The organism is Mesorhizobium sp. ORS 3428 (assembly GCF_001854785.1).
GTDB lineage: Bacteria > Pseudomonadota > Alphaproteobacteria > Rhizobiales > Rhizobiaceae > Mesorhizobium.
The window spans coordinates 1-13,790 of sequence record NZ_MDFL01000185.1; the positions used below are offsets into that span (position 1 = coordinate 1).

The 13,790-nt window shown below is 59.4% G+C and carries 11 protein-coding genes and 2 pseudogenes; 5 read left to right on the top strand and 8 right to left on the bottom strand.

The genetic code is table 11. The features are described from left to right. The 5 genes from ORS3428_RS30610 to ORS3428_RS30630 form a co-directional block, all read left to right on the top strand. The coding region (locus ORS3428_RS30610; protein WP_210185696.1) for a branched-chain amino acid ABC transporter permease at positions 1–1,089 on the top strand (1,089 nt) is incomplete at its 5' end. A 527-nt stretch (positions 1,090–1,616) separates the two neighbouring features. After that, on the top strand, positions 1,617–2,462 hold the full coding sequence (gene panB, locus ORS3428_RS30615) for a 3-methyl-2-oxobutanoate hydroxymethyltransferase (RefSeq protein ID WP_071102006.1): 846 nt from the start codon (positions 1,617–1,619) through the stop codon (positions 2,460–2,462). Continuing rightward, the gene (panC, locus tag ORS3428_RS30620) at positions 2,459–3,346 is read left to right on the top strand and encodes a pantoate--beta-alanine ligase (protein WP_071102007.1); all 888 of its coding nucleotides are present in this window, start codon (positions 2,459–2,461) and stop codon (positions 3,344–3,346) included. Before panB ends, panC begins: the two co-directional genes overlap by 4 nt. 203 nt (positions 3,347–3,549) lie before the next feature. Continuing rightward, on the top strand, positions 3,550–4,146 hold the full coding sequence (gene pmtA, locus ORS3428_RS30625; RefSeq protein ID WP_071102008.1) for a phospholipid N-methyltransferase PmtA: 597 nt from the start codon (positions 3,550–3,552) through the stop codon (positions 4,144–4,146). Between the two features lie 464 nt (positions 4,147–4,610). After that, positions 4,611–5,285 carry a transposase gene (locus tag ORS3428_RS30630; RefSeq protein WP_108723230.1) on the top strand — a complete coding sequence of 225 codons (675 nt, stop codon included), beginning with the start codon at positions 4,611–4,613 and terminating at the stop codon, positions 5,283–5,285. 144 nt (positions 5,286–5,429) lie between these two features. On the opposite strand, the pseudogene ORS3428_RS30635 reads toward ORS3428_RS30630, so the two are convergent. The 8 genes and pseudogenes from ORS3428_RS30635 to ORS3428_RS30670 form a co-directional block, all read right to left on the bottom strand. Beyond that, positions 5,430–5,741: pseudogene (locus ORS3428_RS30635) on the bottom strand (Arm DNA-binding domain-containing protein); the annotation flags it as partial. 680 nt (positions 5,742–6,421) lie between these two features. After that, the gene (locus tag ORS3428_RS30640) at positions 6,422–6,997 is read right to left on the bottom strand and encodes a peroxidase-related enzyme (protein ID WP_071102010.1); all 576 of its coding nucleotides are present in this window, start codon (positions 6,995–6,997) and stop codon (positions 6,422–6,424) included. 139 nt (positions 6,998–7,136) lie between these two features. Continuing rightward, positions 7,137–8,171: pseudogene (locus tag ORS3428_RS30645) on the bottom strand (HoxN/HupN/NixA family nickel/cobalt transporter); the annotation flags it as partial. A 61-nt stretch (positions 8,172–8,232) separates the two neighbouring features. Continuing rightward, positions 8,233–8,910, bottom strand: coding sequence for a nickel pincer cofactor biosynthesis protein LarB (larB, locus tag ORS3428_RS30650; RefSeq protein WP_071102011.1), 678 nt, complete (start codon positions 8,908–8,910; stop codon positions 8,233–8,235). After that, complete coding sequence (locus ORS3428_RS30655; RefSeq protein ID WP_108723231.1) at positions 8,907–9,692, bottom strand: adenine nucleotide alpha hydrolase; 786 nt, start codon at positions 9,690–9,692, stop codon at positions 8,907–8,909. The genes larB and ORS3428_RS30655 overlap by 4 nt, the downstream gene beginning before the upstream one ends. Before the next feature lie 7 nt (positions 9,693–9,699). Beyond that, positions 9,700–10,998, bottom strand: a complete 1,299-nt coding sequence (locus tag ORS3428_RS30660; RefSeq protein ID WP_071102016.1) for a LarC family nickel insertion protein — start codon at positions 10,996–10,998, stop codon at positions 9,700–9,702. Between the two features lie 15 nt (positions 10,999–11,013). Then, the gene (gene larC / locus ORS3428_RS30665) at positions 11,014–11,544 is read right to left on the bottom strand and encodes a nickel insertion protein (protein ID WP_071102013.1); all 531 of its coding nucleotides are present in this window, start codon (positions 11,542–11,544) and stop codon (positions 11,014–11,016) included. After that, the gene (locus ORS3428_RS30670) at positions 11,544–13,328 is read right to left on the bottom strand and encodes a hypothetical protein (RefSeq protein ID WP_071102014.1); all 1,785 of its coding nucleotides are present in this window, start codon (positions 13,326–13,328) and stop codon (positions 11,544–11,546) included. The genes larC and ORS3428_RS30670 overlap by 1 nt, the downstream gene beginning before the upstream one ends. Between the last annotated feature and the right edge of the window lie 462 nt (positions 13,329–13,790).

The following is a 13,790-nucleotide window of genomic DNA, read 5'->3' on the forward strand; positions in this document are numbered from 1 at the left end:
TTTCCTCCTGTTGATCGTAGTCCTTCTGGTGCGGCCGCAAGGGCTTCTTGGAAAGGTGGTGCGCTGATGGTCAACCTTCAAAACGGCAGGGCATGGCTTCTGGTTGCTCTGGTGATCGCCGGGCTTCTCGTGCCCATATTCGTCCACGACACCTACATACGCCATCTGTTCATCATCGCGTTCATCTACGGTGTCGTCGCGGCAAGCTGGSATGTGACTCTGGGCTATGGCGGCATCTTCAACTTCGCCCATGTCGCATTCTTCGGTATCGGGGTTTATGCAACTGGGCTGACGGCAAAGCTTCTTGGCCTTGATCCCTGGCTTGCCATGCTGTTGGGCGGCTTCGCCGCATCGGCCGCYGCCGTTGTAGTCGCCGTTCCGGTCGTCCGGCTCCAAGGCGTCTATGTCGTTCTGGTGACGTTCGCCTTCAGCCAGCTTGTGCTTCAGCTGGTCATTAGCCAGTCGCAGATCACCGGCGGGACGCAAGGTATGGTCAGAGTTCCGACCATCTGGCTTCCCGGCTATAATTTTCTGCGCGATTACAAATTTGGCTATTACTACRTCGCCTTTGGCCTTCTGGTCATCACGACCATCTGTTTGCGTTGGCTGGTTCGCTCCAACTTCGGGCTTTCCATCAAGGCCCTGCGCGACAGCGAGGATTACGCGGTCTCGCGTGGGATCCCGATCGCCTGGCAGAGACTGAAAGCCCTAGTCGCCAGCGCATTTTTCCCCGGGGTAGCCGGTGGATTCTATGCAGTCTACCTTCGCGTGGCTTCGCCGGAAATCTTCGACTTCTCGACCTCGTCGCTCATTTTGAGCATGGTGCTCGTCGGAGGCATCTCCAGCATCTATGGGCCCATAGCTGCCGCGTTCTTGCTGACTTTCCTTTCGGAAGGCCTCGCCAACATCAACAACTTCGCCGAGGGCCGCTTTATGCTGGTTGCAGCGGCAATGGTGATTGTGCTCCTATTCTTCCCAAGGGGCTTGGCATCGGCCTTTCCAAAAAGCTTGGGCAAGAAGCTTTCCCGACAGGTCGACGAGCGGGCAAAGTCCTTGGCATCGATAAGTGGCAGTCAGAAAATAAGCTGATATGCCTCCGGTCGTGCGCATTCGGCGCGGGCCGTTCTAGATGAATTCTGCTACGCATTGGGGCCTCGAGTACAGCGCGTTTTGCGTTGGTCCCTTGAGCAGACTGGTTTTTGAAGCCTCTGCGACCAGCGATACCTTCCGCGTCCACGTCGAAACGGAACCTCCCAGTGGTAGCTTTTAACCTTGCCTACAGCCGCGATCTTGAAACGAGATAGTGCGCGTTAAAAAATTATATTGGAACCTTCACCGCTTCGTTGATCAACTGTGGATCGAGCGTGGCAAGGTTTGCTGCCTTCGTCGAAACGGCCAGTACGCGCGCCGGCGAGCTAGCGGCGCACGATCAGCAATCAGCGATTTGGCTCATCTGCTTTCTCGCCTGGCCATCGACGAAAATGAAGGTGGAGCTCTGAAGGCCGGCGGACCTAATGTTGCCGGCAAAACGTTGTGCGGTGCAAATTCTCTCTTCGCAACTGCACAAAAATGTGGCACATGCTTCCGTCCGCTGACGCTGGGGAAGGAGATACCTGGTGAGCGCAACCGCAGAATCGAGGGCCTTGACCCCGCCGGACATCGCGGCGCGAAAGGGCAAGACGCCACTCGTTTGTTTGACGGCATACACGACGCCAATCGCCAAGCTTGTCGATGAGCATTGCGACGTTGTGCTGGTCGGCGACAGCGTCGGCATGGTGTTGCACGGCATGCCTTCGACGCTTGGCGTCACGCTCGAAATGATGATCCTGCATGGCAAGGCGGTGCGGCGCGGGCTTCAGAGCGCCCTCATGGTTGTGGACATGCCCTTCGGGTCCTACGAGGAAAGCCCCGAGCAGGCTTTCCGCAATGCGGCTCTTGTGATGGCAGAAACCGGGGCGGCAGCGGTCAAGGTCGAAGGCGGCGAAAGCGTCGCGGAGACAATCCGGTTTCTGACCGCGCGTGGCATACCCGTGATGGGCCACATCGGCTTGACACCGCAGGCGGTCAACGCCTTCGGCGGTTATCGCGTTCAGGGCCGAGGGGAGCGTGCCGAACGGATCTTGCGCGATGCAATGGCGGTGGCCGAGGCTGGTGCGTTCGCCGTCGTACTCGAGAAAATACCGGAAGCTCTTGCTCGGCGCATCACACAAGAAGTTGCCATTCCCACGATCGGTATCGGTGCTTCGGCCTCCTGCGACGGCCAGATCCTTGTTGTCGATGACATGCTGGGCCTGTTTGGCGCCTTCCGGCCAAGATTCGTCAAGCGTTATGCAGAACTAGCAGAGTCTGCCGAGGCAGCGATCGCGACGTACGCAAACGAGGTACGCGAACGCAGCTTCCCGGCACTCGATCACGTCTTCGGCGATGAGCCGCGAACAGTCAGTGGAGGACAAGCCGCATGAGCACCGCAATCGTCCGGATCGTCTCCGAACTGCGTAGCATCGTTACYGCCTGGCGCCGCGAGGGGCTGAAGATCGCCGTCGTGCCGACCATGGGCGCCCTGCATGAAGGTCACCTTAGTCTCGTGTGCGCCGCGCTGGCCAAGGCTGATCGGGTGATCGTGACGCTGTTCGTCAATCCCAAGCAGTTCAACAATGCTGATGATCTGGCTGCTTATCCGCGCACGGAACATGATGACGCCGCCAAGCTCGCGTCAGTCGGCGCTCACATTCTTTATGCTCCCGATGCCGCCGACATTTATCCGCAAGGCTTTTCGACCACAGTTTCGGTGGGCGGTGTGAGCGAGGGGCTTTGCGGCGGGTTCCGCCCCGGCCACTTCGATGGCGTGGCGACGGTGGTCACGAAGCTTCTTCTCCAGAGTGGGGCCGATCTGGCGTTTTTCGGTGAGAAGGATTTTCAGCAACTCCACGTCGTGCGACAACTTGTCCGTGATCTCGATATCCCGATCGAGATCATCGCTGGCCCGACGGTGCGCGAGGCCGATGGCCTGGCGATGTCGTCGCGCAACGCGCGGCTGTCCTTGGCGGAGCGCAACAGGGCGCCTCGACTGGCTGATATCCTGGTCCAGACGGCCCATCGCCTGAGTTCGGGAGCAACTGTAAAGCGCGCGCTGATTGACGCCCGAGAGGCGATCCTCGCGGCCGGCTTCTCGGAGGTCGAGTATCTCGAACTGCGCGCCGATAGTGACCTTGCCTCAGTCATCACATTGGATCGACCTGCTCGGCTGCTCGTCGCTGCCTGGCTCGGGCAGACGCGCCTGATCGACAACGTCCAGGTGGCATTGYCGCGACGTGCTGCCGTAGTGTTGCAGCAAGCCGCTGCTTGACGGTCTTTCGCTGGGCGAATTGCGACGGGTCCATCGGCACCCTTCGTCAGTTATTCCATCTCCACCGAATAGTCCACAGAGAGACCCCTCATGCCGATTGCGCGGTGAAGAAATGGGAATGCCGTCGCAGCCAGGTTGAAAATGTCGCAAAAGCTGTCCAAACGTGCGGCGTCAAATGGACCCGACGAACAACGGGAGTGGAAATGGTCTTTCGATTGAAAGAGCGACTCGGCAGGAAATTTGAAGAGGAGGTCGAGTTTTTCAAGGGCTGGCAAAAGGACAGGAAAAGAGTTGGTGCCGTCATACCCACGTCGGTTCATGCCGCACGTCGCATGGCAAGCGTGATCAACCCAGCGTCCGGCATGCCAGTCCTTGAGCTTGGCGCAGGAACGGGTGTCATCACCAAGGCCATCCTTGAAAGAGGCATAAAGCCGCATCAACTGGTATCGGTGGAATATTCCAAGGATTTCTACGATCGCTTGACGCGCCGCTTTCAAGGCGTGGATTTCCGCTTGGGGGACGCATTTGCGCTGGGTGAACTTCTAGCGGAGCGCGCCGCGGAGCAATTTGATTGTGTTGTAAGTGCGTTGCCTTTGCTGAGCTTCCCTATGGAGCAGCGCATTGGTTTGCTCGAAAATTTGYTAGCCCGCGTTCCTGCCGGTCGGCCCGTTATTCAGATCACCTATGGGCCGTTGTCACCGGTTGTAAAAATGCCGAACCGATACGTGGTATCGCACTACGATTTCGTCGTCCGCAATATTCCGCCCGCACAGCTGTGGACGTATCGACGCGCAGTCTGAAGGGTGTAGCGGCCAGTAGCGCGGGTCTGTCATTCCATATCGCGTCACGCCGGCGCTCACGGAGCTGAGCCATAAGTGGAAGGCGGCCCTATGCCGCCAACAAGTTGTTGCGCTACGCAGCCGTCTCAGCGTCTCAGCTGTGTATGCGTCGAGCGGTTCGCCTTCGGGCGCGGTCGAAGGTCTGCCGTCAATCCCGAGGGGGACCTCACCTTTCAAGGTGATGGGATAGATCTGACGACCTCGGCGCTATATAGGCGGTCGTTCGATTATTTCTGTGCGGCCGGGCAGCCGTTAGCATCGATGCGATTGCGGTGCCGTCGACTGTCCGGCCACAAACGCTTGAGCCTCTTGCTCGCTCTCGCGCTCTTCCGCTAAAGCTCCGCCCCGAATCTGGAACTGCCTAGCCGAGACAGCGCTCTTCGGCAGCGGTTCCTTCGACCTCGCATACAATCAAGGACAGAATTATGAGGCGSCAGATCCGACCTTTCATTGTGGAAGTGAGACAGAAGCGCAACTTTCAAAAACGTGACCACTCCATTTGGGCTGATGTCGATCTCACAGAAGCGTTCGCCGAAACAACAAGGCAGCTTGAGGAAGTGGATCCACCAAACCGTCCTCTTATTGACTCTAACGTCATTGVCCTTGATGCTGAACATATTGAACAGAAAAAAGGGGAGCGACACATGGCAGATCCTGAGCAAGCTGAATCAGTGGGCACGAAAGCCGCAGCGACAACGGACACCAAGAAGAAAGCCCGGCGCCCTCGGAGTGCAAAGACTGAGGTGAAGGCTGCTGCCCRCAAAAATGGCGCCGTACCATCAATTGAGGTTAATAAAACCCAGGCGTCGACGCGGCCTGGCCGCAAAGTCTATTCAGAAGAGRAGCGAACTCAGAAGCTTAGCCAGATTGAAAAGTTGGTYGGTGACGGGGCCACCCTCAAGAGCGCGGTAAAGCAGGCGGGAACATCGGAGCAGACCTATTATCAGTGGAAGAAAAAGGTCTCGGCAAATGCACCGGCTCGCGACGAGCTCAAAGATCTCCTCGCGCTCGAAGAAGAAAACAAACGGCTGAAGAATCTGCTTGCGGAACGTCTGCGCAAGGAGAATGCGGAACTTAAGAGAAGGCTGGGACTGCAGTAAAGRCAGTCGCTACCTTTTGGACTTAAGTCGGAGCGGTGCCTCATCGCTCCTTTTCAACCTGCGCCCCATAGCGACTGCAGGCCGGCTTTCAAGTCGTTGAGCGAAGCATCAGTCCTGTCGAATGCAACGCGCCCGAAGATTGGGATATTCGTCCGCGATTGAGCGAAAGGAGTCCTTTGCCGAATCGGCCTTCCGCAAGCTGCGTTCCTTTCCAGGGTCGATGCCGGCCAGCAGGAGCCGCTTAGCATCATCGCGCGCCTCCCGCGCCTCGGCGAGGGAGATAAGGGGATAGCTGCCCAGCGCAAGCAGCTTCTGCTTGCCGTCAAAGCGGTAGGCGACCCGCCAGAGGCGAGAGCCCGTAGGCTGCACCCATAGCTGCAGCCCACCCCCGTCAGATAATTTCACGAGTTTGGAAGCAGGGCGGGCGTTTCGGCATTTCACGTCGGAGAGGGCCATTCGTCAGGTCTCCCTTGGCTGTTTCGATACCATCAGGATGTCGAATACCAACGGAAATACCATCCCCTCGCCTCGTTGGACCAAATGCGCCCCAAGCGCTTCCGGGCCTGCTCAAATGCGCCATATGACAGAAAAACATCAACAATTTCAGYCGCTTGCAGAGACTGCAGCGTAGAAGCTTCGGCGAAAGGGAGTGTAGGGAGAAGAGGGGATGGTGCCCAGAGGCGGAATCCAAGTAAACAAAATCCTATTTTGCTTTCAGATGCTTACGGAAGGTCAACCRGAGCTGCTACCAACAGAAATACCAACTAGGACCTGTCAGTCCCTTGCCATTGTATCTTAGATAGCGCGCGTGATCGAGCCAGAGGGCTCGCCACCCCCGATCCCTGTAGCGGCGTATCGGAGATCCGGACAACCCACCCATCCCACGGAACTCACTCACGCATTCCCCTCGGTTGCCATCGCGAATCCTGCAGGGACCTGAAGATCGCGATCGATCCGTTGACTGCCTTGGCGACTTTGCGAATCTCAGGCGCGGCGCTGCCGCCTTGCTTAGTCGGAAGTTTTGCGACAACAGCTTCGGCCCTTCGTAATTGTTGAGAAGACGAAGAGTGCAGACACGTTAGTGTGCYAAATTAATGAACCAACGGCATATGCGCCTCGGACACGGCAACTAGCAGTCAACGGCCCAAGGCGTAGAACTCGTCGTTGGGCCGCATGCTCGTGACGTTGGCAAGCCGGTTCGACATTCCGAAGAATGCCGATATGGCCGCAATGTCCCAGGCATCTTCTTCGGTAAAGCCGTGCGATCTCAGGGTTTCCAAATCGCGCTCGCCCACCTTGTAAGCCTCGGCCGAGACCATGACCGCGAAGTCGAGCATAGCCTTCTGGYGCTCAGTGATGTCGGCCTTCCGATAATTGACTGCCACTTGGTCGGCGATCAACGGGTTTTTTGACCGTACGCGTAGGATCGCTCCATGGGCGACGACGCAATATTGGCAGTGGTTCAGATTGCTGGTGGYCACGACGATCATCTCGCGCTCTGCCTTGCTGAGGTTGCCGGGCTTGTCCATGAGCGCATCATGATAGGCGAAGAAGGCCCGGAACTCGTCGGGACGATGCGCGAGGACGAGGAAAACGTTGGGAACGAAGCCGGACTTCTCCTGCACGGCGAGAATGCGCTCGCGGATGTCATCGGGCATCTCGGAGAGCGTCGGGACGGGAAAGCGGCTGATTGGCGACTGAGTCTCGGTCATGCGGAAGCTCCCGGAATGTGGTCGGTTGGCAGAGGTCTGAACGAGGACGCGGTCGTGTCGGGCTTTCCCCATGAGCAGTAAAAGCGTTCCGCAGAGCTGTCGAGTGCGTCAGCGTTCGGCCGCGCCGCTGCTCGGGCGCATTCACCTGGGCCTGATCGCAGCCTTTCGCCCGATAGATCGCCGTCGAAATGATCCAGCTTGCGACGAAAAGGAACACCATGGCGAGGCCGAAGCTCGCGAGATTTTCGTCAAAAATCGTCACGATGTCCCATAGACCGCCCTGCAGACGGTATCTGTCCAAGATCAAGCCGAGACCCTCCAGACCGCCGATGAATATCGCGACAACTCCGGAGGTGGTCGTGATCGTCAAGTTGTACCAAAGCTTGTGGATGGGGTTGACGAGAGCCCAGCCGTAGGCACGCGTCATCAGCACGCTATCCGTCGTGTCCATTAGTGACATGGCGGCTGTAAATAGGGCCGGGAAAACAAGGATTGAGACCGGCAAGCTTTGAGTGGCCTGTGTTGCAGAAATACCGAGCAGGGCAATTTCCGTGGCCGTGTCGTATCCGAGGCCGAACAGAAACCCAATCGGATACATGTGCCACGAACGTRAGACGACCTTGAATGTCCGGTGAAATACCCGCGCCAGCAAGCCGCGCCGTGCCAGCAACGCATCAACGTCCTCGTCGAAGATCATCTCGCCACGACGCGCTCGCGAGAATGCCGCCCAAACGCCTCTCAGGATAAACAAGTTGGCAAAGCCGATCACCAGCAGGAACAGCGCGGAAACCGACGTCCCTATGACGCTGCCGACGTGCTGCAAGACGTGAAGTTGGTTCTGCATCGCAATGGCGGTAGCCGCGATGGCCAATGATCCCAGAACGACGATGCTGGAGTGGCCGAGCGAAAAGAAGAAGCCGACCGAAAATGGGTGTTTGCCCTCCTGCGTGAGCTTGCGCACGACATTGTCGATTGCCCCAATGTGGTCGGCATCAAACGCATGCCGAAGACCGAGCATGTAGGCGACGGTGGCCATGCCGAGCAGGGTGGGCCGATCGTCGAAAAGACTCCAGGCCCAGATCCACGCCAAGACATTCGCGATGATCAGAAGCCCATAGACAACACCAATTTTTATCTTGGCGCGAATCGGTTTGTCGTCGAAGGGATTGCGCATGCGAAGGTCCCCTGCACTCCAAGGCGATTTCATTTTTGGCTTGGCGACAGCCAACCTTTCGTCAGYCGTTGGCTGCCGCCTGTCGGATCATGTTCAGGGTGCGGAATGCGGCACACGCAGCGCCGTACCCATTGTCGATGTTCACGACCGTCAGCCCCGGGGCGCAGGAAGCAAGGGCTGCGTGGAGGGCGGTTTCTCCTCCGTTCGAAACCCCATATCCGGTCGAGGTGGGCAGGCAGATGATCACGCCGGGCACGAGCCCACCAAGCACGCTTGGAAGGGCGCCATCCATTCCGGCGACCGCCACAATGACCGGAAAGGTCCGCAATTCGTCGACACTGTCCAACAAGCGCCACAGGCCGGCCACGCCGACGTCGATGAATTGCTTCGTCGCGGCGCCGAGATAGGTGAGCGTTCGCGTGACTTCGGCCGCCTGCGGCATGTCCGAGCTGCCAGCCGACACCACCGCGATCCGAGGCAGTTCCAGTTCGCCAGCAGGGGTCCAGTTCAGGTAAGCCGTCCTCGAGACGGGATCGTAATCCAGCCTTTCGCGATAAGTGGGCGCCATGCGGGCGAAGACATCGGGTTCGAGGCGGGTCATCAGGCACCGCGCGCCATGCGCCAACACCCGGTCCATGATTACGGTAAGCTGGGGATCGGACTTACGAGCGCAAAGAATGGCCTCATCGAAATCCAGCCGCTCAGGACGCTGAAAGTCCAATCTAATCTGTTCGTTCATGYGCTTTGTTCCCGCAAGAAGGCGCTGCCCCGGACGTAGGCCTCGAAATGGACGAGCYGCGGTCCGTCGAAAGCCTCAGAGATTTTGYGGGCCAGCTCTAACCGGCCGTCGTCGGAGAGACGCGACAAGGTAGGCTCATCCAGTTCGACAACGACGCCTGTGTGCCGAACGCGGCACCGAACAGTGTTAGGCGAAAGCTCGTCCCGGATCAGCGTCTCGACCCGATCTACAGCGCGCAGCATTTGCGGATCGATCTTGAGAGCCGTCTCGATGCGGCTCGAGAGGCAAGGGGCCGACGGCAATTTGGCGAGGTCGTTCAAGCCATGCGCTGCCGCCATCGCCCTCACGTCGGCCTTGGACATGCCGGCCTCGACAAAGGGGTGGCGTACGCTATTGGCCTCGGCTGCCTTGAGACCGGGCCGCCAGTCGCCCAGATCGTCTGTATTCGTGCCCGAAAAGAGCTGCGCTTTCGAGAGGGACGACAGCGTGCCGTAGAGATTCGATTTGCAAAAGAAGCAGCGATTGGAAGGATTGGCGAGATAGCGTTCGTCRGCAAATTCGCCAGCGTCGATGACCCGAAGGTTCCAACCATGGCGCGCCGCATAGTCCCTGACCCGTTCGGTCGCGCTGACCGGGACCGCGGCCGAGGCGGCGTGGAACATGGTCAGGTCTGCGCCCAACCTAAGGTGCGCCACGAAAGCCAGGGTCATGCTGTCGACGCCGCCGGAGATGGCCACAGCCGCGGGACGGGCGCTGTCGAACACCGCGTCGAGACGGCGCAAGAAGGCTTCAGTGGTGGTCATGTCTTTTCTCCAGCGCCTCTGCCTCCGCGCTGCGGCGCAACTCAGACYGGGCTTTGTGACTCTGACGAAAGGCTTCCACGTCATCCATCTCTGCCTTGGCAGTCGGCCCGCCGGGGCGATCGGCTAGCTTCACCCTCATCCCATCGCTGGTCGTGACTGCCTGCCGCGGCAGGATGGTGCGCGCCTCCGTGCGGCTGCGTAGGCCAAGTGTCGTGGTCTGTCGGAAGCACAGCTCACCGATTGCCTCGATCGCATCCAGCCGTGTGAGAACCTGAACTGAGGCCATCATCCGACCTTTCTTGCCGAAGACCGGCGACTGGGTCACATCAATGACGCCTTCGGCTGCACGAATTTGATCAAGGCCCGCCGCCAATTCCTCGGCCGTCTGGTCGTCGATTTCGAACTGGATGACACCCACCCGTTCCTGCACGGCGGCTTCAGCCGTGAAGGCCAGAACGCGAAGCACATTGCTCATGCCGGGGAGGCGCCGCGTGCCAAAGCCGATGCCGGTGCGATCGAGCACATGGGGGGAGGAKCCGATACTGGTCGAGGGAGAGAGATAGCGCAGGATCGCCGCTCCCGTCGGCGTGATGCGTTCGCCCACGCGACCGTCGTCATGAAAGGCAAATCCGCGCAGCAATAGGGTCGTGGCAGGAGCTGGAACAGGCAGCCGGCCGTGGTCAGTCTCCACCCAGCCGCGCCCGAGCGGGAGCGATCCGACCGACCAGCTTGCTTCGCCCACTGCCTCGATCAGTGTCGCCGCGGCTACGATGTCAGCGATCGAATCCCAGTTGCCGACTTCGTGAAAGGTCACGTCATCGACGTCCCTGCCATGAACCGCGGCCTCCGCCAGGGCGAGCTCATGGAAGATCGCGATGGCTGCGCGCTTAACAGTCTCGTCCAAACGACTTCCCTCAAGCATCGCACGAAGGTCGCGCCAATGAGTGTGATGATGGTGGCCGTGGTGCTCGTCATGGACGTGCTCATGGTGATGTTGGCCATGCCGCTCGTCATGGTCATCATGCTCGTGGGCGTGCCCATGAGCATGGTGACTGCAATGAGGTCGGGCGGTGGCCTGTTCGGAGCCCATCTTCGTGACATCGAAGCGGYTGCCGGTCAGCACGCCGTCGTCATGCGGCCGCACCACAGCCTCTACGTCGTCTTCCAGACCGGCAAGACGAAGGTTTTGTTGCACGATTTCAGCCAGATCGGGCCAGGCGTCCAAAATCGCGGCGACAAACATATCGCCGGCAATGCCGCCCAGGACATCAAGATGAATATGCATCGGGCCTTCCATCCTTTATCGGCCCGCAAGCTGCAGACCAGACAGATCGACGCGCAAGGTCTTGCCCGGCTCAGTCGATCCAATGGTCGTCTCAATCGCCCCCTTCAACACTGCCACTGATACCRGCAGAAGGTCTCTCATCTGCGCGGATATGGCGACAAGATCGTCGTGTTCGGCCTTAGCCCGCATGAACATCCCCTCGTTAAGGATGCGTTTGAGGCGCAGTGGAAAACTGGTCTCGCCTCCCGCCCATTTCAGTTCGAGCTGCGTCCGATAGCGTCGGATGTCGAAGTGCTTGTGTTGGGATTCGAGAACCCGGTAGCCCCAAATCCCCAGATCGCCGACGAGAAGGGAGGCGAAATCCGGCTCGTCCTCCGCGTTGATGTCGACCAACAGTACGTAGGCTGGACGGCCTTTCTTGCCCAGGCTGGAAAGGAGCTGGACATTCTTGGCGCCCATCTCGGTCATCTTATCGATGACATGCCCGAGCAACTCGCCCGGCGCATCATCGATCTGGGCCATAAGGAGGATGACGCCGCCTGCCATCAGAGCGCCATGGATTCGACAGCGACTAGCGCCGCGGCCTCCGCCTTGGCCTTCGTACCGGGAATACCTGCGGAAATCAGGCCTGCTGACTGYGCCTCGCTGGCGGCGTCCGAAGCGTTCATCTTGCCCATCGCGGCAGCGACCACCGCGGGGATTGTGACGTTCATGATCACATTGCCAGCGAGCAGCAGTTCGCTTGCGATCGGCGCGAGCGCCGTCAGGAACGGCGCGCGTTCCTTACCGATCCCCTGCGCCACTTCCGGAATGACGGCGTTGATGATGCCTTCCATGTGAATCTTGTCGTCGCCGACGGTCACTTCGRCATCAAGCGCCGGATCGAAGGCAAGCCAACGTGCAGCCATCTTGCTCGAGCGCCGTGCTCCCTTGCCGATCTTGGTGAAATGAATCTTGATATTGGTGCCCTTTACCTTGCTCAGGAATTCCGAGCCGCGCGCCTCCACCAGAAGCTGACGTTCTTCGTCCATCGCGCGGACGATTTCGCCGACGCTCCTGCCGGCCATCAGATCGTCATAGCTGCGCGCCGCGCGGGCATGCAGCGCCTTGGTGACCATGGGAGTGGAGGACATGATCAGCGCTTCGGTCACCGGCCCGTTGCAAATCTGGGTTGCCTTTCGGGCAACGATGTGCATSGCCATCATTGCGGTCTCCGGGTCGAAGCTGAAGCCGAGCCGTCGATCGCGCAAAGCCCGCGCCACGCTCTGTTCCGTCGAWCCGTCCTGCAACAGGCACATCAGCRCAATGACCGCATCGCCGCAGACGTGGCCGAGCGGCGGATTGACCGGACCCGCGCCGGCGCCGCAAATTCCCTCTTCGAACACCGAAATGATTTCATCCAGCGCCATGATGCCGATCACAGTGGGTCCGCCGATGTCCTTGAGGATCAGCCCGAGATCGCCGATGAGCCTTGCGGTCTCGACTTCCTTGCCGGTAATGCGGACATRCACCTTCTCCGGYAGGCCGGCGGTGCGAACGGCGGATTGTCCGGCAACAAAGGCACTGGTAACCTTGCCGTAGGGGCCGTACTCCTCAGCCACGTCGRCATCCGGGTGGATGATCTCCAGGATTGCTGCCGCGCCGAAAAGTGCTGACAGGAATTTCTGGCTGGGCATGCCAGCTCCTGACATGGCATCCATCATCGCCTTGGTTCCGATAGCCGCGCCTCGTTCGGCCATGCCGGGGAAGATGAAATCCTCGCCGAGGGCTCCGTGGCCAACCATCACACCGCCGCCTACGCCTTCGGGAATGTCCCGACCTTGAATCGGCGAGAGCTCTCCCTTCATCATGGCATCGTAAACCGCAGCGACGGCCGCGAATCCCGAGATCTTGTTGTTCATCTTGGCTGTGGGCACCGCCGCAAGGCCTGAGCGGCTCACCCCCGCGATCATCCGCGCAGAAGAACCGAGCTTGCGGTTGCCTGCCGGGATGCCAACCTGTGCGTTGGCGCCGCACAGGTAGAGAAGCGTGGCCGCGATCAGGGCCGCATTTGCTCCGTCGGCGCCGGCTGCCTTTGCAACAGCGATGCTCTTTGCAAGGAGGTCGTCGATGGGCTGGCGCACAGCATCGGCAAATTTGACTTCCGGGCTTACGCCACGACGAAGTTCGGCGGCGATGACATTGCATGCAGCAACGACGGGAATATTGAGCATCCCGTGCCCGCCGGTCAGTGCCTCGACGCGGTCGCTGGTCAGCCAGCCGGGATTGGCATTGGCAGCCATAACCGACGCCAGGATGACTTTTTCCCGTTGTGCAGACGCATTCGTCATTACTTGGTTTCTCCCTGTGGCGGCCAGACGAGCGGCTTTCTCGGTCTTCGAAAGCTTGTATTCGAATCGGTCGGGGCGCCGTTTCGTAGCGAAAGAGTCCGCCTGCCGGGCGTTCTTGCCGCATGGCGGCGGCGCTGGTGAAAGAAATAGCACGGCCGCATTATGATCGTTAAACGGCAATATTTCATGAGCTCATGAGCGGTCTTCATAACGGTTTCGGCCAGGCCAACACGCAAGGCGCCGATGCGAAGCGCCGATCGGATGACGCGTTCTCATGATTGCGTGAGAAGATGCCATTTCTGCTCATGAAGCTTCTTGGGTATGCCTGCGACGGATCCAGGTGATACCTCGCTGTTTGCTCACGTATTTGCCTGATCATCAGTCCCGATTTATGGAGAAGTTTCGAATGCTCGAATGGGCGAAATACCGGAAGCAACTGTCGTCGCGGGTGAGCGAGCTGGG